Source organism: Pseudomonas xionganensis (assembly GCF_009763245.1).
Taxonomy (GTDB): domain Bacteria; phylum Pseudomonadota; class Gammaproteobacteria; order Pseudomonadales; family Pseudomonadaceae; genus Aquipseudomonas; species Aquipseudomonas xionganensis.
On the sequence record NZ_WKJZ01000001.1, the window covers coordinates 592,821 to 615,592 of the forward strand.

Consider the following 22,772-nt stretch of genomic DNA (forward strand, 5'->3'; position numbering starts at 1 on the left):
CCATAGCCTTATCCTGTGGCCATTGCCGTAGGTGCGGGCTTGCCCGCGCTCACGACCCTTAGTTTCCCAGTGGAGAACGCCATGACTTCCTTCCGCGCTGGTCCCGACGCCAACGGCCTGTTCGGCTCGTTCGGCGGCCAATATGTTGCCGAAACCCTGATGCCGCTGATTCACGACCTGGCCGAGGAATACGAGAAGGCCAAGCTCGATCCCGAATTCCAGAAGGAGCTGGCCTACTTCCAGCGTGACTTCGTCGGCCGTCCCAGCCCGCTGTATTTTGCCGAGCGCCTGACCGAGCATTGCGGTGGCGCCAAGATCTATTTCAAGCGCGAAGAGCTCAATCACACCGGCGCGCACAAGATCAACAACTGCATCGGCCAGGCCCTGCTGGCCAAGCGCATGGGCAAGAAGCGCATCATCGCCGAGACCGGCGCCGGCATGCATGGCGTGGCCACCGCTACCGTTGCGGCGCGCTTCGGCATGGAATGCGTGATCTTTATGGGCACCACCGATATCGATCGCCAGCAGGCCAACGTATTCCGCATGAAGCTCTTGGGCGCCACCGTGATCCCGGTGGTCGCCGGCACCGGCACCCTGAAAGATGCGATGAACGAAGCGCTGCGCGACTGGGTGACCAACGTGCACAACACCTTCTACATGATCGGCACCGTCGCCGGCCCGCACCCTTATCCGGCGATGGTGCGCGACTTCCAGGCGGTGATCGGCAAGGAAACCCGCGAACAGATCCTCGCCCAGGAAGGCCGTCTGCCCGACAGCCTGGTGGCCTGCATCGGTGGCGGCTCCAACGCCATCGGCCTGTTCCACCCCTTCCTTGATGATAAGGATGTGCAGATCGTCGGCGTCGAAGCCGCCGGTTACGGCATCGCCACCGGCAAGCACGCTGCCAGCCTGAATGGCGGCGTACCGGGCGTGCTGCACGGCAACCGCACCTTCCTGCTGCAGAACGACGACGGCCAGATTATCGACGCCCACTCCATCTCGGCGGGTCTGGATTATCCCGGTATCGGCCCGGAACACGCCTGGTTGCACGATATCGGTCGGGTCGAATACACCTCGGTGACCGACGACGAAGCCCTGACCGCCTTCCACACCTGCTGCCGCCTGGAGGGCATTATCCCGGCCCTGGAAAGCTCCCATGCCCTGGCCGAAGCCTTCAAGCGCGCGCCCACGCTGCCCAAGGAGCACCTGATGGTGATCAACCTGTCCGGCCGTGGCGACAAGGATATGCAAACCGTGATGCACCACATGGGCGAACAGGAGAAACACGCATGAGCCGCCTGCAAACCCGTTTTGCCGAGCTGAAGCAGCAGAACCGCGCCGCCCTGGTGACCTTCGTCACTGCCGGCGACCCCAACTACGACGCCTCCCTGGCCATCCTCAAGGGGCTGCCCAAGGCTGGCGCCGACGTGATCGAACTGGGCATGCCCTTCACCGACCCCATGGCCGACGGCCCGGCGATCCAGCTGGCCAATATCCGTGCCCTGGAAGGCCGGCAGGATCTGGCCAAGACCCTGCAGATGGTGCGCGAGTTCCGCCAGGACGAGCAGGCCACGCCGCTGGTGCTGATGGGCTACTTCAACCCGATCCACAAGTACGGGGTGTCGCGCTTTATCGCCGATGCCAAGGAAGCCGGCGTCGATGGCCTGATCGTGGTCGATCTGCCGCCCGAGCATAACGCCGACCTCTGTGACCCGGCCCAGGCTGCGGGTATCGACTTTATCCGCCTGACCACCCCGACCACCGACGACAAGCGCCTGCCCAAGGTGCTCAACGGCAGCTCCGGCTTCGTTTACTACGTCTCGGTCGCCGGCGTGACCGGCGCCGGCAGCGCCACCCTCGAGCATGTGCAGGAAGCGGTCACCCGTTTGCGCCGGCACACCGACCTGCCGCTGTGCATCGGCTTCGGCATCCGCACGCCCGAGCACGCCGCCACCATTGCCCGTCTGGCCGATGGCGTGGTGGTGGGTTCTGCACTGATCGATCAGATCGCCAACGCTGCCAGCAGCGAGCAGGCAGTGGATGGCGTGCTGAGTCTGTGCGCGGCTCTGGCCGAAGGGGTACGCGGCGCCCGCGCCTGACCCCGACCCGCTGCCAGGCCGGCCTTTGGTCGTCTGCTCGCCGCAGCGGGGCAAAGCCTACTAATCTGTGCAGAAGGGCAATGCCTGATCATTGCCCGCGCAGAACCGACCCCGAACACGGGGCAATGGAGTAGGTCCATGGATAATCAGGAAAAACCCAGCCTGTCCCTGGCGGAGCTGAGCCTCGACGATTTGATGCTCGAACCCCTTGAGGATCAGCCCGAAGCCGCCGCCCCAGCCGCCGAACCCAGCCCCCATGCCGCCAAGTTTCAGGTTGATACCCGGGCCAAGGGCAAAGATCGCCGTCAGCTGGAAGACCGACGCAGTTCGGTGCGCTTCGAGGAGCCACGGCGCAGTGGCAAGGACAGGCGCCCGGGCAAGAATCCCTGGGCGCCTGGCGTCGATATCTGAGCCGGCGGCCTACTGTCCCTGCTGACGTCGTTCGGCCAGTTTCTGTTCGCGGTAGCTGATGGCGGCAGCCGGTACCGGAGTTACTCGGCCGGTTTCCAGCCAGCGCTTGAGGCGGTTGGCATCGGCCATATGGGTGTACTTGCCGAAGGCGTCCAGCACGACAAAGGCCACCGGGCGATTGTTCATCCGCGTGTTCATCACCAGGCAGCGGCCGGCCTCGTTGGTAAAGCCGGTCTTGCTCAGCTGAATGCTCCAGTTGGCCTTGCGCACCAGGGCATTGGTGTTGCGAAAGCCCAGGCTGTAGTTGGGTTTGCGAAAGCGCTGCACCTGCTCGGACTGGCTACTGAACTGCTCGATCAGCGGGTACTGCCGTGCTGCCTTGAGCAGCAGCACCAGGTCGCGGGCGTTGGAGCGGTTGCCCGCAGACAGCCCGGTGGGTTCGGTAAAGCGGGTATGGCGCATGCCCAGAGCCTTGGCCTTGGCGTTCATCGCGCGGATAAAGGCGCCATAGCCCCCTGGGTGATGTTCGGCCAGGCTATTGGCAGCACGGTTTTCCGAGGCCATCAACGCCAACAGCAGCATATCGCGGCGGCTGAGTTCGCTGCCGACGCGCACCCGCGAGAACACCCCGCGCATGTCCGGGTTGCTGGCGATACGGATGGGCAGCTGCTGATCCAGCCGCTGCTTGGCGTCCAGGGTGACCATGGCGGTCATCAGCTTGGTCAGCGAGGCGATGGCCACCACGGTATCGGCGTTGCGCTCGTAGAGCACCTCGCCATTGTTCAGATCCACCAGCAGGGCGCTGCCGGCGGCCAACTCCTGCTTGGCTGGGGGTTTAGTACTGGCATGGCTGTTCGATGCAACGACAACGCAGCTGCAGATCAGCAGCAGGCTTACGATCGAATCACGGATGTTCACGGGGGCCTTCACGGGTTGGTTGGAGGGGGCTGACAGGGCCTGCCTGCAGCCTGCTCAGTATACGTCTGGCCGCTTGGGACTGCCCTTGAATTGTCACTTGCCAGCGCTATAGTGCCTGGCCCCCCTGTTGTTGCGAGCGCCGTCCATGTCTGCTGCCTTGCCGGATGACCAGCCGCCCCGTTCCGTTGGTCTGTTCGAAGCCTTCTTGTTCTGGCTCAAGCTGGGCCTGATCAGCTTCGGCGGCCCGGCCGGCCAGATCGCCATCATGCACGAGGAACTGGTGGAGAAGCGCCGCTGGCTGTCCGAGCGGCGCTTTCTGCATGCGCTCAACTACTGCATGCTGCTGCCCGGCCCGGAGGCCCAGCAGCTGGCCACCTATATCGGCTGGTTGCTGCATCGCACCTGGGGCGGGGTGATCGCCGGGGTGCTGTTCGTGCTGCCCTCGCTGTTTATCCTGATCGGCCTGAGCTGGGTGTATATCGCCTATGGTGATGTGCCGCTGGTGGCGGGGATCTTCTACGGGATCAAGCCGGCGGTTACCGCCATCGTGGCCCAGGCGGCCTGGCGCATCGGCTCGCGGGCGCTGAAAAACAACTGGCTGTGGGGCCTGGCGGCGGCGGCCTTTGTCGCCATCTTTGCCTTCAACCTGCCTTTTCCATTGATCGTACTGGGCGCCGCTCTGCTGGGTTATCTCGGTGGGCGCTGGTTGCCGCAGCAGTTCAGCCTGGGCGGCGGGCATGGCGCGGCAGGCAAGTCCTATGGCCCGGCGCTGCTCGACGACGATACGCCGCCCGCCGCCCACACCCGCTTTCGTGCGTCGCGCCTGGCCCTGCTGCTGGCGGTGGGGGCGCTGTTGTGGCTGTTGCCCATGGCGCTGCTGACCGGCCTGTATGGCTGGGATGGGCAGCTGACGCAGATGGCCTGGTTCTTTACCAAGGCGGCGCTGCTGACCTTCGGTGGCGCCTATGCGGTGCTGCCCTATGTCTACCAGGGCGCCATCGGCCACTATGGCTGGCTAAGCCCGAGCCAGATGATCGACGGCCTGGCCCTGGGCGAAAGCACCCCGGGGCCGCTGATCATGGTGGTCGCCTTTGTCGCCTTTGTCGGCGCCTATCTGCAGCCGGTGTTCGGCGCCGAGGCGGCCTTTGCCAGCGGGGTGCTGGCGGCCTGCCTGGTTACCTGGTTCACCTTTCTGCCGTCCTTCCTGTTTATTCTCGCGGGCGGGCCGCTGGTGGAGTCGACCCATGGCGAGCTGAAGTTCACCGCGCCGCTGACCGGGATCACCGCCGCGGTGGTGGGGGTGATCCTCAACCTGGCGCTGTTCTTTGCTTACCACGTGCTCTGGCCCCAGGGCTTTGCCGGCAGCTTCGACTGGCCGGCGGCCTTGATCGCCCTGGCGGCGGCCATTGCCCTGTTCGTGTTCAAGCGCGGGGTGATCGAGGTGCTGGGGGCCTGCGCCCTGGCGGGACTGGGGTGGCAGCTGCTGCAGTAGGCGATGGTCGTTTTATGCGGGATGTGGTGGGCAACGCTGCGCGGTTGCCCACCCTACGGACTGCGCCCAGAGGCTAGGGTGGATGGCGCTTTTTACATCCACCACAGGCCATGGCAGAGCAGGTTGCAGCGGCCTTGGCGGGCAGGGTGGAAACGCTGGGGTTATTCATTACCGCGCTGGCGGATGGGTAAAGCGTCATCCGCCCTACAGGCTGTTCGCGTAGTGCAGCCAACCGATGCGCTGCCATAGCCAGGCGATAGCCTAACTCGCCAGCCGCACCTGATTGCGGCCGCTGTGCTTGGCCAGGTAGAGGGCACGGTCGGCCTGCTCCATCAGCGCGTCCGGGCTTTGCCCCTGAGCGCAGGCGATGCCGGCGCTGAGGCTGACGCTGAACTCGCTGTGTTCGCCGGCAAAGCGGATGGCCGAAAACTGCTGGCGGATCTCATCAATGATGCGCAGGGCCTGCTCGCCACTGCAGTCCGGCAGCACCGCCATAAATTCCTCGCCGCCATAGCGGCCCAGGCTGTCGATACGGCGCAGGCGCTGGCGCAGCAGGTTGGCCAGGGCGCGGATGACGTTGTCGCCAATGGCGTGGCCATGGCTGTCGTTGACCTGCTTGAAGTGATCGATATCCAGCATCACCACGCTGGCCGGCTTGCCATTGCGCTGGGCGCGTTCCTGTTCGATGACCACCTGCTCCTTGATGTCGGCGTGCTTGAGCAGCCCGGTCAGGCTGTCACGTGCAAGGGCAGTGCTGAGCAGGCGGGCGCGCTGGGCACGGGCGAACACCGTGGCGATCAGGCTGTTGTCGGAAATCGGCTTGGTAACGAAGTCGTCACCGGCCTTGATCAGGGCGCTCATCTGCCGGGCGATATCGGTTTCCGCCGACAGGTAGATGATCGGCACGCGCAGCCAGTCGTCATTGAAGCGCACCATCTGCGCCAGCTCGGGGCCGGAGCAGTCGGGCATATTGACGTCCAGCAGCAGCACTTCCGGGTTGAAGCGGCCCATGGCCTCGAACAGCTGCTGCGGATCGTTGACCACCTCCACTAGCATATCGGCGCCGCGCAGCACCAGGCTGTAGCGACTTGACAGATCACGGTCGTCGTCGACGATCAGCACCCGGTAGGGCTCACCATTCTGCTGGGCAAAGCAGCGCTCCAGGCGGCTTTCCAGCTTGGCCACGTCCACCGGCTTGCTGAAAAAGCCCATGGCCCCGATACGGGCGGCCTGCAGCTGAGTATGAAAGTCGTTCTGGGTGGTGATCACCAGCAGCGGCAGCGGCTCTTCCAGGCGCTTCTGCAGGGCTTCGGCGTAGTCCAGGCCAGTCTGCTGACTGTTGCCCAGGTTGACGTCGACGATCAGGGCGTCGGGCAACTGTTCGGCCAGCGCGGTATCCAGTTCGGCGGTGGTGAGAAAGTGGCGGGCCTGGTAGCCGAAGGTGTTGAGGGTCAGGCGAATGGTTTCGCCGACCTTGGCCTGGTCTTCGAGGATATAGATACGGTAGGCGCTTTCACTGCGCGGCGCCTTGCTCAGCCCGCTGCTGGTCGGTGCCACCGGGTTGGCTGTGGCCGGCTGCTCATGGCTACTGGCGAGTTGCTGCAGTTCCTGGACAAAGGCCTGCAGGCCCTGTTGCTGCAGCTGCAGGCTGCTCAGCCATTGCTGGGTCTGCAGTTCCAGCTCGCGGGCGCGCTGGCCCAGCTCGGCAAACCCGAAGGTGCCGGCGCTGCCGGCCAGCTTGTGCAGTTGCTCGCGCAGCTCACCGAGGTGTTGCAGTTGTTCGCTGGGATCGGCGGCTAGTTGCAGTTGCGCGGCCTTGTCTGCCAGTTGGGGCAGCTCCTCACGCAGGCGCTGGGCAAACTGTTCGCCCAGCAGTTGCAGGTGTTGCTGAAGATCCGCCAGCTGCTGTTGCCGTTTATCCATGGGCTTGGCTCCAGATGGCGCGGATCTGCGTGGCCAGTTGCATGGGGTCGAAGGGCTTGATGATCACGTCGCGGGCGCCGAGGCTGCGGTAGTGCTCGATCTCGCTGGGTTGCACCTTGGCGGTCATAAAGGCCACTGGGATCTGTCCGATATCCACCAGCTGGCGCAGTTTTTCGAGGGTTTGCGGCCCGTCCATGCCCGGCATCATCACATCCAGCAGGATAAAGTCGGGGGCAAATCCCTGTACCTGATCCAGGGCATCCTGGCCGCAGCAGCAGCTGAGCACCTGAAAGCCGCCCACGGCCTCCAGGGCGACCCGTGCCACGGCCTGGATCGAGGGGTCGTCCTCCACATGCAGGATGCGCTTGAGTTCAGGCATGGTAGGTCTCCTTGGCAGGCAGTAGGCGGGCCAGAATATCGAGGAAGTGCTGGGTATCGGTGCGCGACTTGGCCAGAGCCGCCTGCACAAGTTGCAGTTGATCGCTGGACAGTTCCGAGGAAGACAGTACCACTACCGGCAACCCCGGATATAGCTGGTGGATATCAGCAAGCAGTTCCAGGCCATCGCCATCGGGCAGGCCAAGGTCCAGCAGAACCAAGTCTAGATCACCTCTGACCAGATGTTCGCGTGCTTCGGCCAGGCTGTTGGCGGGGATGAAATCGGCCAGTTCGCGGCCCTGTTCGGCAATCACTCTACGCAGGTCGGTGTCATCTTCTACGTGCAGGACGCGTGGTTTGGCCTCCAGACCACGGAGTGCCTGGTGCAAGCCGCTCAGCAGGCGCTTGGGGTCAATGGGTTTATCCAGCCAGTCAACGATATGCAGGCTACCTTGCAGGCTGAGTTGTTTCTGCCCTTGCCCCTTGCTGGCCGAGATGACCAGAACCGGTAGGGCCTGCAGGACGACATCCTGATTGAGTTCCTGGATCAGTTCCATGCCGTGGCCGTCTGGCAACCCCAGATCCAGCGTGATGGCATCAATGGATTCACGTTGCAACACTCGGCGGGCCTGTTTCAGGCTGTGTGCCAGGTGCACGCGGTAACCGGCGCGTTGCAGCAACAGTTGCACCAGGCGGGCGATATCGGGGTCGTCCTCTACCACCAGAATGCCGGGTCGCTGCTGATGTAATGCGGATCTGCCGTCGTCCAGTATCGGGAGCTCGAACCAGAAAGTGCTGCCCTGGCCTTCATGGGAATCAAAGCCGATCTGGCCGCCCATGCGCTCGACCAGTTCCTTGCTGATGGCCAGCCCCAGGCCGGTGCCGCCCTTCTGGCGCTGATCACCGCTCTCGGCCTGGGCGAACTTCTGGAAGATATGGTTCTGGAAGTGCTCAGGAATCCCGCGGCCCTGGTCGCTGACACTGATTCGCACACGGCCGTCGCGCAGGGTACTGTGCAGGCGCACCTGGCCACCGGGCGGGGAAAACTTGATGGCGTTGGAGATAAAGTTGGCCAGTACCTGCTGCAAGCGCAGGGCATCGGCCCGCACCTGCACGTTCAGGCCAGGATCAAGGAGCAATTGGATTTGCTGCTGGGCCGCATAGGCCTGGTTACTTTGCACGCTATCGCGCAGTTGTTGATCCAGTTCAAGGGGCGTCAACTCCAGCGTGAGCTTGCCGGCTGCCAGCTTGTCCATATCCAGCAGGTCATTGATCAGGTGGCTGAGGCGCAGGCTGTTCTGCTGAGCGATTTCCAGCATCGGCCGCATGGTGTCGGGCACCGCGCCGAGAGCGCCGCCGTTGACCAGGCCGAGGGAGCCGGCAATGGAGGTCAGCGGGGTGCGCAACTCGTGACTGACGGTGGAGACGAAATCGTTTTTCAGCCGCTCGATGCGCTTTTGCTCACTCAGGTCCATGGCCGTGCCGCTGACCCGCAGCACCTGACCATCGGGTGCACACTCGACCAGGGCACGCAGTAGCACGGGCAGGCTTTCACCGTTGCACTGCAACAGCCGGCACTCGTAGCTGAGCAGATGCTCAAGCTGGCCCTGCGGGGGTTGCAGGCGGGCCAGCAGGGCGGGCAGATCATCCGGGCAGATAAGCTGCTGCCAGCCTTTCAACGGAGGATTAGGGCCGTCTTCAGGGTAGCCGAGCATGTGCCAGGCGCGGGGGGAGGCGAAAAACTGCTGGCTGGCCATGTCCAGATCCCACCAGCCGTCATGGCCGCCCTGCAGGACCCGATCAAGGCGCTCGGCGCTCAAGCGCAATTCGACTTCGCGCTGACGCAACTGGGCCGTCATATCCAGGGCCAGGCTTTGTGCCTGCTGCTGGCCCAGGGCCAGGCTGCGCACCAGGAAAAACAGCAGCAGGCTGATGGTGCCGCCCAGCAGCAACAGGCTGCTCTGCCCTTGTTGGAAACGGCTGAAAAAGCCGGGCTGGGCGTGGAAGGCGACCGTCCAGGTCTGGCCGAACAGCTGCAGCTGGGCCTGATGGCGTGCCGGTAGCCGTGGGTCGAGCTGCTCGGTGCTGGTAAACAGCAGCTGTGCAGGGTCGGCCGTGGGGCCGGCGAAAATGGCGAAGTCGACCTCAAGCTTGCGCCCGTCGAGGATGCCGGCCATGAGGTCGTTGACCCGGTAGGGGCTGTAGACAAAGCCCTGCAGGGCCTCGAGTCGTTCCATCACCGTATGTGTCGGCCGACCCTTTTGATAGAGCGGAATGTACATCAGCAGACCGGCCTGCACCGGGCCATGGGTCTCCTGCACCAGGGTGACCCTACCGGTCAGGCGGGCCTGGCCGCTGCGCGCGGCCTTGAGCATGGCCGCCTGGCGTACCGGCTCGGAGTACATGTCAAAGCCAAAGGCCGCCAGGTTGCGCCCGCTGAACGGCTCCAGGTAGAGAATGGAGGTATACAGCGGCCGCTCGCCGGCCGGGCGTACAGCGAAGTTGAGAAAGCCCTCTCGGCGCCGTGCTGCTTCGAAGTCCTGCAACTGCTGGGGCGCAATGACCTGGCTGTAGCCGACACCCTGAATGCCCGGGTAGTGGACGGCCAGCTCCAGGCGCGTGACATAGCGGCGCCATTCCTCGCGACTGACCTGTTCACTGGCCTCGAACAGGCCGGCGGTGCCGAGCAGGATCTGCCGCTGGTTATTCATGCGCCGCTCGATGGCATCGAGCACTTCCTCGCCGAGTTGTTGGAAATGCAATTCGGCCGCCGATTGTTGGGACTGGCGCAGGCTGTGCCAGGCATACAGGGTCGCCAGCAGACTGCCCAGCAGTACCAGCACGGGCATCAGCCTTGGGCGCTGCTGCAGAGTCTGTTGTAGCCGCCTCATGGTGCATTGCCCTCCCTGTGCAGGGGGATATCGATCCAGAAGGTACTGCCCTGTCCCGGCGTGGAGTCGAAGCCGATCTGTCCGTCCATTCGCTCAATCAGTTCCTTGCTGATGGCCAGGCCCAGGCCGGTACCGCCTTTCTGCCGGCGGTCACTGGCATCGGCCTGGGAGAATTTCTCGAAGATACGCCCGGCAAAATCCGCCGAAATACCGGGGCCCTGGTCGCTGACCAGGATACGCACGACATCGCCGTGCAGCTGGCTGGACAGCAACACCTCGCCCTGGGCGGGCGAGAACTTCAAGGCGTTGGAGAGCAGGTTGCTCAGCACCTGCTGCAGGCGGAAGGGATCGGCCAACACCTGCAATCCGGGGCCGGGGCTATGCAGTAGGCGAATACCATGTTGCTGGGCGAAGCCCTGGTGGCTGGCGCAGCATTCGGCGAGCAGGGTCTCCAGTGCCAGCGGCTGAAGGTTGAAGGTCATCTTGCCGGCGATCAGCTTGTCCATATCCAGCAGGTCGTCGATCAGTTGACGTAGGCGCTGGCTGTTCTGCTCGGCAATTTTCAGCATATCGGCCATCGATGGCGGCACCTCGCCCAGGGCACCACCGTTGACCAGGCCCAGGGAGCCGGCGATAGAAGTCAGTGGCGTGCGCAATTCATGGCTGACGGTGGAGACAAACTCGCTCTTGAGGCGCTCCATCTGCTTGCGTGCACTGATGTCGTTGATAAAACCGTGCCACAGCACGCTGCCATCGCGCTGGCGCTGGGGTGAGGCGCGGCCTTCGACCCAGATCAGGCCCTTGCGCGGGTGCATAACGCGATACTCCTGATGCCACAGGCTCAGGTCACGGGCGGATAGGTAGATGCCCTCCTGGACGCGTCGTTGATCATCGGGGTGGATAACTTGAAAAACCCGCAGCGTGTCGTGAGCGACTGCTTCTGGGCTCAGGCCATAAATCTCTTCAACCCCCTGGCTGGTGTAGGGGAAGTGGCTCTGGCCATCGGGATCGAGTTGGAACTGATAGACCATCCCTGGCAGGTGCTCAGCGATTTTTTGCAGGCGCTGCAGGGCCTCTTCGCGGTAGCTCAGGTCATGGGCGATGCACAGGTAGCCTAGCGGAGGCTGATCTTCCAGGCTGATCGGCGTCAACGTCAGCAGCACGGGGACAGGGTGTCCGTCACAGTGGCGTAACTGCACTTCATGGACCTGGCCCAGGCCTTCCGTCTGGGCCAGGGGCTTGCGCAGCGAATCCTCGGGCAGCCGGCGTAAGGTACTGGTCAGGAGCTGCTCCAGGGGTTGCTGCTGCAACTGAGCCGGCTGGTAGCCCAGCAGCGTGGAAACCCCTGGGCTGGCCTGCTGGATCAGGCCATCCAGGTCAGTGACCAGTACGGCCGCGCCGGCGCTGCGGAACATGGCCTTGTGCAGGGCCGCCTGTTCATGCTGTCGGCGCGCTTGCAGGCGCAGTTCGAACAGTTGTGTGGCCTGTTCAGCGAGCAGGTGTAGAGCCTGGCGTTGAGCATCATTCAGATGGCGTGGCTGGCGATCGATCACGCACAGGGTGCCCAGGTTATGGCCTTGACCATCATTGAGCGGCACCCCCGCATAAAAGCGGATATCTGGCGCGCCGGTGACCAGCGGGTTGTCGCAAAACCTTGGGTCAAGCAGGGTGTTGTCTACCTCAAACAGCGTTTGGCCGTTGATGGCATGGGCACAGAAGGCCATTTCCCGCGGGGTTTGCTCGGCATCCAGGCCATGCCGGCTCTTGAACCACTGGCGCTCGGCGTCGATCAGCGAGATCAGGGCGATGGGGGTGCCACAAATCTGCGCGGCAAGTGCGGTAATGCGGTCGAACATCGCCTCGCTCGGAGTATCCAGCAGTTCGTAGGCCAGCAGCGCAGCGAGTCGTTCGCTTTCATTGAGCGGCGTGGCGGGGTGCCCGGGGTGATTGCTCATAGAGTGCTGCTCTCCTGGCGAGAGGTGCTGACAGGGAGTTCGAACCAGAAGGTCGTACCGTTGCCCGCTGCGGTATCAAAGCCGATATCACCCTGCATACGTTCCACCAATTCCTTGCTGATGGCCAGGCCCAATCCGGTGCCGCCCTTTTGCCGGCGGTCACTGCCGTCGGCCTGGGCGAATTTGCTGAAAATACGCGGCCGGAACTCTTCACAGATACCCGGGCCACGATCGCGCACGGCGATCCGCACTCGGTCGCCCAGATCCTCTGCGCTGACCGTGACCTGGCTACCAGGTGGAGAAAACTTGGCCGCGTTGGACAAAAGATTGGCCATGACCTGGCTCAGGCGTTGGGCGTCGACCCGCACCGAAAGCGGAGCGGCAGGTTCTTGTAGTTGCAGCGTTACCTGATGCTGGCTGGCGTAGGGTTGGTTGTGGGCCACGGCATCCTGCAGCAGGGGCCACAAGGGTTGTTCGCGCAGCTCGAAGCGCATTTGGCCGGCCAGCAGCTTTTCCATGTCCAGCAGGTCGCTGATCAGCGCCTGCAGGCGCTGGCTGTTGGCCTGGGCGATCTGCAGCAATTCGGCCATGGCCGGCGGTACTTCACCCAGTGCGCCGCCGTTGATCAGGCCGAGGGCTCCGGCAATGGCGGTCAAGGGCGTGCGCAGTTCATGGCTGACGCTGGCGGTGAATTCATTTTGCAGGCGTTGCAGGCGTTGGCGCTCGCGGATGTCCTGGATATGCAGGATGCGCGCCTGATCAGTATCCGCCACCGGACCGAGGATGGCCGCACTGCATTCCACGGCGATGCGTTGCTGGTGCGCATCCAGCAGGTGCTGAGTCCAGCTGCGGTTGGGGCCTGGGCGAATGGCGGCCAGGTGTTGCAGCAAATCGGCCCGCTCCTCGGGCACGCAGAAATGCTCAAGGGGCTGGCGCACCAGTTGCGTGGCATGTAGCTGCAGGAGGCGGCAGAACGCCTGGTTGACCACCAGCAGGCAGCCGCGATTATCCACCAGTGCCATGCTCTGGGGCGCCCGCTCGAATGCCTGGAGAAAGTCGCGCTGACTCTGGTTCAGGGCCAGCAACAGACTGGCCCGACGCTGCTGGCTGTGCAGGGCCAGGCCGATCAGCAGGCTGACGGTCAGGGCCAGGCCCCAGCCGAGCAGGCGTAACCCGAGGGGTAGGGGCTGCAGCGGTTCCAGGGCGCGCGCCTGCAGCTGCCAACTGGCGCCGGCTACCGGCACCACCAGGTTTATGGCTTCAGCCTCTGCGCTCTGTTGTGGTAATGCGCCATCCAGGGGCAGCAGGCTGATGCTCAGCCCCCGTTGCCGGGCTACCGCTTCGACTTCTGCGTACAGCCTGTCGAAGTCGATCACTGTGCTGATCAAGCCCCAGTAGCTCTGATCGGGGAGAAATACCGGCACCCGGTAGATCAGACCCTGGCCACCCTGAACCAGTAGCAAGGGGCCATCCAGCATTGGCTTGGCACTGGCGATGATGCGCTCGATGACTGGCCATTGTTTGGGGGTATCCGGGTAATACAGGCCCAGAGCCGCCTCGTTGCCGGCCAGGGGGTAGATAAAGGTCAGGCGATTGCCCGGTGCCAGGCCGATATTGCGGATATGCCGGCCCTGCTGAAACAGCCCTTTTAGCCAGGGCTCAAGCTCGGCCGGGTCGATCCGTCCGGCCTTGGCCGGGATATAGGTGGCCAGGCCGGTGGCCAGGTGTAGGGTGGCATTGAGTTCGCCGAGCAGTACGGCGCGCACCTCGTTGGCATGTGCCAGCAGACGCTGCTGCTCGGCCTGCTGCTGACGCAGGCCATATTGCTGCAGCAGCAGCTCGACAGCTAACCCAAGAATCAGTAGCAGGCCCAGGCTGGTTCCCCAGTTCAGGTACTGGCGAGGAGCATTGTGGATGCTCATGGAGCCTCCTCCAACGGCAGCTCGAACCAGAAGGTACTGCCCTGGCCCTCGACCGAATCGAAGCCGATTTGTCCGCCCATGCGTTCGATCAGCTCCTTGCTGATGGCCAGGCCCAGGCCGGTGCCGCCCTTGCTGCGGCTGTCGCTGGAGTCAGCCTGGGAGAACTTGCTGAAGATGCGCGGTTTGAATTCGTCGGGGATGCCGGAACCATGATCCTCTACGCTGACCCGTACTCGACCGCCCTGCTGGACGACATCGACGGTCACTGCACTACCAGGTGGGGAAAATTTGGCGGCATTGGACAGCAGGTTGGCCATGACCTGAGCCAGACGCTGGCTGTCTACCCGAACCAGCAGGTCAACGGGTACGGGCTGCAGATGCAGGTGTACCTGATGCTGATCGGCATAGGGCTGGTTCTGCGTGATCGCGTTCTTGAGCATGGGCTGCAGCGCGTGCGGCTGCAGGTCAAGGGTCATCTTGCCGGCCACCAGCTTGTCCATATCCAGCAGGTCGTTGATCAGCTCGCTGAGGCGCTGGCTGTTGCCCTGGGCGATCTGCAGCATGGCCTGCATGCTGGCGGGCACCTCACCCAGGGCACCACCGTTGATCAGCCCCAGGGCGCCGGCTATAGCGGTCAGCGGTGTGCGCAGCTCGTGGCTAACGGTGGAGACAAACTCGTTTTTCATCTGTTCGATGCGCTTGCGCTCGCTGATATCGCGAATCACCGCGATAAAGCGGCGCTGGCCCTGGTGGGTGATCTGCGAGACGGCCAGCTCCATAGGGAAAATCTCACCATCGCCGCGCCGCCCCTCGACTTCACGCTCCTGACCGATGACATGCTTTTCACCGGTAGCCAGGTAATGGGCCAGGTACTGGTCATGCTGGCTGTAATACGGCTCGGGCATCAGCAGGCGCACATTGCGCCCCCGTACTTCGTCCAGTGCATAGCCGAAGATGTCTTCGGCGGCGGCATTGAAGGTTTCGATCAGCCCCTGCTCGTCAATGGTGATGATGGCGTCGATAACGTTATCAAGCAGGGTGCGCAGATACTCCTCACGTTCGCGGATGGCTCGCTCGGCTTCGACCCGTTCGCTGAAGTCCTGAATCTGCGAGACAAAGTGCAGCGGCTGGCCTTGCGCATCACGCACCAGGGACACGCTGAGCAGAATCCAGAGCGTGCGGCCCTGGCTGTCGAAATAGCGTTTCTCCATCTGGTAGTTGTTGATCTGGCCTGCCACGAGCTTGTCAATCAGGTTCAGATCCGCAGCCAGATCATCGGGGTGGGTGATGTGCTGGAAGTCCAGTTGCAACAGCTCGGCGCGGCTGTAGCCGAGCATGCGGCACAGGGCATCGTTGACCTCCAGCCAGCGGCCATCCAGCCCTACCATGGCCATGCCCTGGGGCGCGGTATTGAAGGCGTTGCTAAAGCGCTGCTGACTGACCAGCAGGGCGTCCTCGGCGGCCTTGCGATCGCTGATGTCCCAGATAAAACCGGATATCCACAGTAACTGGCCATCGGTATCGTACTCGCCGCGGCCTTTTTCCCGAACCCAGACCGAATGTCCATCGGCGTGTCTCAGTCGATAGGTGAGCTCGAAGTTTTCCCGCCGCTCAATGGCTGCCAGGGCCTGGTAGGTGATGGGCAGGTCTTCCGGCTCAATGATGCTGGAGAAGGTGCGTACGCGGTTGTCGATAAAGTCCGAGGCCGGGTAGCCGGCGAGCTGTGCGACGGCATCGCTCATATAACGCATGGTCCAGTCCGTGTCGCTGTCGCAGCGATAGACCACACCAGGCAGGCTCGACACCAGGTTGCGAAAGCGTCGCTCGCTTTTCTGCAGGGCGCGGGTGGCCTGTTGCAGCTCGGTGATGTCGCTGGCAATGCCGAGAAAGCCGCTGATCTGCCCGGCTTCGTCGAACATGGCGCTGACGGTGAGGTTGACCCGGCGTTGGCTGCCGTCCTTGCACACATAGGTCCATTGACGGGTTTCCGGCTCGCCGCTGCGCGCACGATGCACGAATACTTCGAAGCCGCTGATTGATCGGCCCTGTTCTGCACTAAGCATGTGCCCGCGCTGTTGCACCTCCTCGTGCAGGTGGATCAGCGCGGGCGAGTGTATGCCAATCATCTCCTCGGCGCGGTAGCCGAGCAGGCGTTCGGCACCACTGTTGAACAGAGTGATGAGTCCGTTCGGGTCCGTGGCAATGATGCTCACCCCGGTGGCCGAGTCCAGCACCGCCTGGAGGAAGGCGCGGGCTTCGCGTACCGCCTCCTGCTGCTGACGCACCTCGGTGATATCGGCGTGGGTGCCATACATCATCAGCGGCTGGCCATCGTCAGTCCAGCTCACTACCCGGCCGCGATCATGAACCCAGACCCAGTGCCCAGCCTTGTGGCGCATACGGCATTGGTAGTCGTAGTAAGGGGCTTCGCCACGAAAATGGGCGTTCAGCAGGGCACCGGACTGGGTCAGATCGTCCGGGTGAGCATGGTTCAGCCAGGTGTTGATATCAACGGGGGCCAGTTCGTCCAGACTGTAGCCGATAATGTCGGCCCAGCGCTCGTTGAATACCGTGGCGCCGGTTTGCACGTTCCATTCCCAGGTGCCGATATGGGTGCCTTCGATAATGCTTTCCAGGCGCTGGCGCTGGGCGTCCAGCTGGGCTTGCGCCAGGGCCTGCTCGGTCACGTCCTGCACGGTACCGATCAGGCGTACGTAGTGGCCCCGTTCATCCGGATGCAGGTGGGCCAGCTCCTGTACCCAGCGCACTTCCCCGTCCGGGCGAATGATGCGATGCCGGACGTCGTGGATGCCGCCCGCCAGCACGCGGGCCTCACTGGCTTCAACCAGGGCTTTGTCCTCCGGGTGCACGCAGCGTTTGAAGTTGTCGATACTGGGTTGGTAGTGGCTCGGGTCAAAGCCGAAGATGTCGTAGATGGTGTCAGACCAGTACAGGCTGCCGTCGTCCAGGTTGGCTTCCCAATGCCCCAGACGGGCGATGCGCTGGGATTCGTCGAGGCGCTGCAGCAATTGTTGCCGGGCGGTTTCCTGCTGCTGACGCTCCAGGGTGGCGCCTACCCAGCGAGCGAACAGGCGCAGAAATTCATGCTCGCTGTCATCGAAGACGCTTGGTCGGGGCTCGGGGTTGCAGAACGCCAGTGTGCCGAAGCGCTGACCGGCAACCCGGATGCCAATACCGATGTAGCTCTCCAGGTGAAACAGCGAATAGCAGGGGTGACGGGCATGGGCGCTCTGGCCCATCTGTTCGATGGCCAGGACATCCTTGCTGGCCAGGGCCAGGCTGCAGTAGGTATCGCCCAGGGGGAAGCATTGACCATCTTCCAGGCCGCCGGGGGGCGATACCTGAACCAGCACGCGGTAATCGTTGCCTTCGATATGGCTGATCAGCCCCACTGGCATGCCATAGAAATCGGCGCCCAGTTGCAGGGCGGCGCGCAACTGCTGCTGACTGTCCAGGTGTGACAGGGCGGCGATTTCGTTCAGGGCGCGTAGCGCCTTCTGCTGGCGTTCCAGGCGTTGCTGGGTCTGCTGGCGCTGGATGTCACGGCGCAGGGCTTCAATCAACTGGCCGAGGGTATTGAGCAGAGGCTGCAGTTGTGACGGGAAGTCCTCGGTGTAGCCTTCCGGACGATTGGCCAGGCCGAGCATGCCGACCAGCTGGTTGCCCGCAAACAGTGGCAAGCCGGCAAAGGCTTCCAGCGGTGGATGCCCGGGTGGCAGGCCGCCCCGTCGTGGATCACTGGCCGGGGCGTTGCTGATCAGTGGTTTGGCGTCACGAATGACTCGGCCAAACAGGCTGTCGAGATTGCGAAACTCCAGACCCAGCGGCGCGCGCTCGGCGAAGAAATCGGCGCTGGCCTGATCCCAGGCGATATTGCTGATGGCATAGGTGCGCAGGTAGCGCTGTTGCTGCGGATCGAGCAGCACCTCGCCGATAAAGCCGAACTGGCTGCCGGTCAGATCCAGGATGCGGGTCAGCAGGGCGTCGAAGCTTTCGCGCTGGTTGTCGGTCTGGATATAGGCGGCCTGGGCATCGGCGATCAGCGCCAGCAATTGACGCGCCTGTTCGCTTTCCTGATGGCGCTCCTGCAGCTTGGCCTGGTGCCTGAGCATCAGTTGCCGGGTGCTGGTGCGGGTGGCCCAGAGCATCAGCAACAGCAGGGTCAAAGCCCCGAGCCAGGCCAGCGCCCACTTACCCATCAGCTGGCGCCTTTCGTCCAGGTGGCGCTGGTGCAGGGGGCTGATGTCATGCCAGAGCAGGGCAATGGCCTGGGCGTCTTCCGTGCTGGTAGGGCTCACCCCGAGGCTGGGCAGCACGATCTGATTGAGCAGGTAGTGGCGGCCCTGATCTTCCAGCAGGCGAATGCTGTCGCCGGCGTTGGGAGCGGGCAGCAGGCCGGCGGCCTGCCAGCGTTCGGCCTGGGGCCGTGAGGCCTTGGCCAGGCGCCAGGCATCCGGGGACCGCTCCAGGCCACGTAAAGACTCACCACTGCGTGCCGGCTCCAGGGCCTTTTGGGCCAGGCGCAGGGCGATGCCGGCGTTCAGCTCGCGGTCCAGTTGGGGCAGGTTATCAAAAAGCTCGACCACCACCTCCAGCGCGCCAATGGTGCGCTTGCCCTGCAGGCTGTCGATCTGCAATGGGCTGATGGCGCGTACCCCGGAGCTGCGTGAGCCCAGGCTGAGGCCGCTGCGCGCCTGGCCATCGGCGAGCACGGCGCGCAGCATGGGGCGCTGGCTCAGCTGCAGGTCGCCAAAGGCATTGGGGTTGTGCACCCGCAGCAGCACCTGACCCTGGGCGCCCAGATGCACATAAAGGCGGAAGGGGTGGTTGTCCTGCAGGATGCGCCAGCGTGGCAGCAAACGGGTGTAGAGCTGATTGCGGATCTGCTGCAGGGTCGGGTGATCGGCGGCCAGCCCTTGCTGTTGCAGTTCATGGGCCTGGCGCACCAGTTCCACCAGCCAGGCATCGGCGGCCAGGGTTTCGGCCAGCAGCAGGGCCTCGGCATCCTGGCGCTGCTGGGTGCTGAGCAGGGCCATGCGTTGCAGTTCGCTCTGGCTGGCCAGTTGCAGCTGCCAGAGGCTTTCCCGCTCGTCCAGGGCACGCCAGGCCAGGCCGACAAACAACAGGGTCAGGCCGAGGCTGCCGAACAGGACGATGGCGCGGATGGTGGCGTTTGTCTGACCCATGCGGGGCTCTTGTTATGGATGGTTAACTCAACCCGGCCAGGCGCCGCAGGCGCGCCAGTTTGGCGCCATCCTGTTGCGGGCTCAGCTCGCTGGCGGCCAGGTGCATGACAATGGCTTCGCGTTTGGTGTTGATGGTCGGTAGAGCATAGCAAGCGCCGATCAGCTCACGCAGCGAGTTGGGCAGGCGCCAGTGCATCTTAAGGCGAACAGCCAGTTCACTGCTGCTGCCGCGCAGGCTCTTGTCGAGCGCTTCCAGATCCAGTTCCTGACCGCTGTTGCGCCACAGCTGGGCCTGCTGCAGCACGCACAGCTCACCCATGCGATGCAGCAGGGCGGCGCTGTGCAGCGGTGCCGGATCGAGGCGGCACTGCTGGGCCAGTTCCGCCAGGCGGCGGCACAGGGCCTGGATCTGCTCGTATTGCGCCTGGGCCTGGAGGCTGAGCTCAGCGTCTTCCAGCTCGGCGACAGGGTTCAGGCTCAGGCCCAGGGCGATATTCAGGCTGGTGGCCGCGCCCAGGGTCTGCAGGGCCTGGGGCAGACTCAGGCAGAGGGCGCCGCCACTGCTGTACTGGGCGCTATTGGCCGCCGCCAGCAGGCGTGCGGTGATGGCCGGCTCGTCACGCCCAAGGCCGAGCAGCTGGCGCAGGTCGGCGGGTTGCTGGCCGAGGGCCTTGAGTTTGGCCAGGGTGCCGGGTTGCAGGGGTATATCCAGCTCATCGTTGGCCCGGCTGGCGAGAAACTCGGCAAAGCTGCTGCTGGGAGCGTGCTCTGCTGGCGCATCGAGGTCCACCGAGGGCAGGAGCCGATCCAGGCAGTCGAGTACCTTGGGCATCTGGAAGGGTTTGCTGATAAAGGCGCTGATATGCAGCGGGCGTACTTCCAGCACGCTGTTGCGGTCGGCGCGGCCGGTGATCATGACCAGAGGGATCTGGCTGTCCTGCTTGCGGATCTGCTCCAGCAGCTGGGTGCCGGGGCCATCGGGCAGGTTCCAGTCGCAGATCACCAGATCGACCGGCGCGCGCTGCCATTCGCTGAGGGCCTCATCCACGCGGCCGGCGCAGCTGATGCGCGCGGTGGGGCGCAGGCTGTGGACGATCTGTTTGAGCAGGTCGGCAATCCAGGCATCGTCTTCGAGAATCAGTACGCGCATAAGCCATTCCAATAGCGGGGAAGATCGAGCGTGTTCAGGCGCTGGACAGGTTCAGCAGTTCGCCGGCCGGTTGCGGACGGCCAAAGTAGTAGCCCTGAGCATGATCGCAGCCCAGGGCCAAAAGCAACTCGACCTGCTCGGCCTGCTCGATGCCTTCGGCCAGGACCTTGAGCCCCAGGCTGTGGCCCAGGGCAATCACCGCCCGGGTAATGGCCACATCATTCTGATCATGGGGCAGTCCGCGGACAAAGCTCTGGTCGAGTTTGAGCTTGTGCACCGGCATGCGCTTGAGCCGTGCCAGGGAGCTGTAGCCGGTGCCGAAGTCGTCGATGGCCAGGCGCACACCCAGCTCGCGCAGGCGGCCAAGCAGGGCCAGGGCCGCGTCGGGGTTGTCCATCACCGCGCTTTCGGTCACCTCCAGCTCCAGCAGGGCCGGGTCGAGGCCGGTTTCGGCCAGTATCCGCGCCACCCGCAGATCCAGCTCGCCGCGGCTGAACATGCGGCTGGAGACGTTCACCGCGACAAAACGCAGCGGCGTACCGGCCGCCTGCCAGGCCACCATCTGCCGGCAGGCGTGCTCCAGTACCCAGGCATCGATGGCACCGATCAGGCCGCTTTCCTCGGCAATCGGGATAAATTCCCCCGGCGGCACCAGGCCGCGCTGGGGGTGCTGCCAGCGCACCAGGGCTTCGGCGCCGATCATGCGCTGGTCTTTCAGGCAGATCAGCGGCTGGTAGTAGACCCGCAGCTCATCGTGCTCCAGGGCATGGCGCAGGGCGCTGACCAACTCGACCCGCTGGCGTGCGTACTGGGTCAGCTCCTCGGTGTAGAAGGCGTAGCCCTCGCGGCCGCTGCTCTTGGCCTTGAACAGCGCCGAATCGACATTGCGCAGCACCTGGGCCACGTCCTGGCTGTCGCAATCGAACAGGCTGATGCCGATGCTGGCGCTGATAAACAGCTCCTGGCCCATGACATTGAAGGGCTGCTTGAGGCAGCTCATCACCAGCTGAGCCATGCCGGTGGCGCTTTCGGCGCTGGTGCAGTCCTCGCAGAGCAGGCCGAATTCGTCGCCGCCCAGACGTGCCAGGGTAATACCCGGGCTCAGCTGCAGAGCCAGGCGCTCGCCCACCTCCTTGAGCAGCAGGTCGCCGATATTGTGGCCGAGGCTTTCGTTGATGTGCTTGAAGTGATCCAGATCCACCAGCAGCACGGCGCCGCGGCGGTCGTCACGCTTGGCCCGCTCCAGGGCATGCTCGACCCGTTCGGTGAACAGCAGGCGGTTGGGCAGGTTGCTCAGGGGGTCGTGGTGGGCCAGGTAGTCCAGTTCGCGCTGGGAGCGCTTGAGCGCGCTGATGTCGGAGAACACCGCAACGAAGTGGCTGATCTCGCCCTTGTCGTCGCGGATGGCGCGGATGTTCTGCCACTGCGGGTACACCTCGCCATTCTTGCGGCGGTTCCACACCTCGCCGCTCCAGGCGCCACGGTTCTCCAGGGCCTGCCACATGCTGTGATAGAAGGCGGCGTCATGCCGGCCGGATTTCAGCAGGCTGGGCTGCAGGCCGATGATTTCCTCCTGGCTGTAGCCGGTGATGCGGCTGAAGGCCGGGTTGCTGTGCACGATACGCTGTTGGGCATCGGTGACCAGCACCCCTTCCTGGGTGGCGTCGAATACCGCGGCGGCCTGGCGCAGGCTGTCTTCATCATTGCGCCGCTGGGTGATGTCGCTGGCGGTGCCGGTCAGGCGCTCGGGGTGGCCGCTGTCGTCCACCAGCAACTGGCCGCGGGCCTGGATCCAGCGATAGCTGCCGTCCTTGTGGCGCATGCGGTAGGTGACATCGTAGGGCTGCGCCGTGGGGGCGCTGAGCAGTTGCCTGAGGTTGTACTGGTACAGCTCGCGGTCTTCCGGGTGCAGCAGGCTGAGCCAGTGCTTGTGACTGTTGCCCAGCTCGGCCAGGCTCAGGCCCAGCAGCTCGGCATAGCCGGCGGAAAATTGCAGGGTCTCGCTGCCCAGGTGCAGGTCCCAGGTGCCATCACCGGCCGCCTGCAGGGCGCGTTGCAGGCGCCGCTCGCTGTTGTGCAGGGCACGATTGGCCAGGCGCTGCTGGTACTGGTAGGTGTGCAGGATGCCGTACAGCAGCATCCCCGTGAGCAGGACGAAGCCCAGGCCCTTGGCCAGTTGCAGACGCTCCAGTTGTTCGATGCTGAGGCCGAGGGAGGCCAGCATGGCGTCACTGAACAGTACCCAGCTTCCGGCTGCCAACAGATAGATCAGGGTCAGGCGCCAGGCGCTTTGTGAGAGATTCATTAGGGGGCAGCGCGTCCTTTGGGTATTGGCGGTCATTATAGATGCTGCGACGGGGGCGGCATTCTTATGCAAAAGACCAACTGGTTTTCTGACCTGAGTCAGGGATAATGAACCGCGATGC

General features: G+C 63.9%; 13 protein-coding genes. 4 read left to right on the plus strand and 9 right to left on the minus strand.

Annotated elements, in window-relative coordinates:
• Window positions 1-81: 81 nt before the first annotated feature.
• From trpB to GJV18_RS02740, 3 genes are all read left to right on the plus strand, one after another.
• Entirely contained in the window at window positions 82-1,293 is a 1,212-nt protein-coding gene (trpB, locus tag GJV18_RS02730; RefSeq protein ID WP_160343188.1) for a tryptophan synthase subunit beta, read from the plus strand.
• Window positions 1,290-2,099 (plus strand): tryptophan synthase subunit alpha, encoded by an 810-nt coding sequence (trpA, locus tag GJV18_RS02735; protein WP_160343189.1) that lies wholly within the window; start codon window positions 1,290-1,292, stop codon window positions 2,097-2,099. Before trpB ends, trpA begins: the two co-directional genes overlap by 4 nt.
• A 138-nt stretch (window positions 2,100-2,237) precedes the next feature.
• Window positions 2,238-2,510 (plus strand): hypothetical protein, encoded by a 273-nt coding sequence (locus GJV18_RS02740; RefSeq protein WP_160343190.1) that lies wholly within the window; start codon window positions 2,238-2,240, stop codon window positions 2,508-2,510.
• Between the two features lie 9 nt (window positions 2,511-2,519).
• Here GJV18_RS02740 and pbpG read toward each other — a convergent pair whose 3' ends face one another.
• A complete protein-coding gene (gene pbpG, locus GJV18_RS02745) occupies window positions 2,520-3,428 on the minus strand; it encodes a D-alanyl-D-alanine endopeptidase (RefSeq protein WP_160343191.1) in 909 nt (302 codons plus the stop codon).
• 145 nt (window positions 3,429-3,573) lie between these two features.
• Between pbpG and chrA the strand changes: the two genes are divergently transcribed.
• Window positions 3,574-4,920, plus strand: coding sequence for a chromate efflux transporter (gene chrA, locus GJV18_RS02750; protein WP_160343192.1), 1,347 nt, complete (start codon window positions 3,574-3,576; stop codon window positions 4,918-4,920).
• 261 nt (window positions 4,921-5,181) lie between these two features.
• Here the strand turns inward: chrA and GJV18_RS02755 are convergent, their stop codons facing one another.
• From GJV18_RS02755 to dibA, 8 genes are read right to left on the minus strand one after another with little or no spacing between them, the layout of a single operon-like run.
• The gene (locus GJV18_RS02755) at window positions 5,182-6,843 is read right to left on the minus strand and encodes a diguanylate cyclase (protein ID WP_160343193.1); all 1,662 of its coding nucleotides are present in this window, start codon (window positions 6,841-6,843) and stop codon (window positions 5,182-5,184) included.
• On the minus strand, window positions 6,836-7,222 hold the full coding sequence (locus GJV18_RS02760) for a response regulator (protein WP_160343194.1): 387 nt from the start codon (window positions 7,220-7,222) through the stop codon (window positions 6,836-6,838). The genes GJV18_RS02755 and GJV18_RS02760 overlap by 8 nt, the downstream gene beginning before the upstream one ends.
• On the minus strand, window positions 7,215-10,112 hold the full coding sequence (locus tag GJV18_RS02765) for a hybrid sensor histidine kinase/response regulator (RefSeq protein ID WP_160343195.1): 2,898 nt from the start codon (window positions 10,110-10,112) through the stop codon (window positions 7,215-7,217). The genes GJV18_RS02760 and GJV18_RS02765 overlap by 8 nt, the downstream gene beginning before the upstream one ends.
• Window positions 10,109-12,067, minus strand: coding sequence for an ATP-binding protein (locus GJV18_RS02770; protein WP_160343196.1), 1,959 nt, complete (start codon window positions 12,065-12,067; stop codon window positions 10,109-10,111). The genes GJV18_RS02765 and GJV18_RS02770 overlap by 4 nt, the downstream gene beginning before the upstream one ends.
• Window positions 12,064-13,989, minus strand: coding sequence for an ATP-binding protein (locus GJV18_RS18750; RefSeq protein WP_160343197.1), 1,926 nt, complete (start codon window positions 13,987-13,989; stop codon window positions 12,064-12,066). Before GJV18_RS18750 ends, GJV18_RS02770 begins: the two co-directional genes overlap by 4 nt.
• On the minus strand, window positions 13,986-19,196 hold the full coding sequence (locus GJV18_RS02780) for a PAS domain S-box protein (RefSeq protein WP_160343198.1): 5,211 nt from the start codon (window positions 19,194-19,196) through the stop codon (window positions 13,986-13,988). The genes GJV18_RS18750 and GJV18_RS02780 overlap by 4 nt, the downstream gene beginning before the upstream one ends.
• A 22-nt stretch (window positions 19,197-19,218) precedes the next feature.
• Window positions 19,219-20,346: an HDOD domain-containing protein gene (locus GJV18_RS02785; protein WP_160343199.1), complete on the minus strand. Its 1,128-nt coding sequence runs from the start codon at window positions 20,344-20,346 to the stop codon at window positions 19,219-19,221.
• Between the two features lie 34 nt (window positions 20,347-20,380).
• The gene (gene dibA, locus GJV18_RS02790) at window positions 20,381-22,651 is read right to left on the minus strand and encodes a phosphodiesterase DibA (protein ID WP_160343200.1); all 2,271 of its coding nucleotides are present in this window, start codon (window positions 22,649-22,651) and stop codon (window positions 20,381-20,383) included.
• Window positions 22,652-22,772 lie beyond the last annotated feature (121 nt).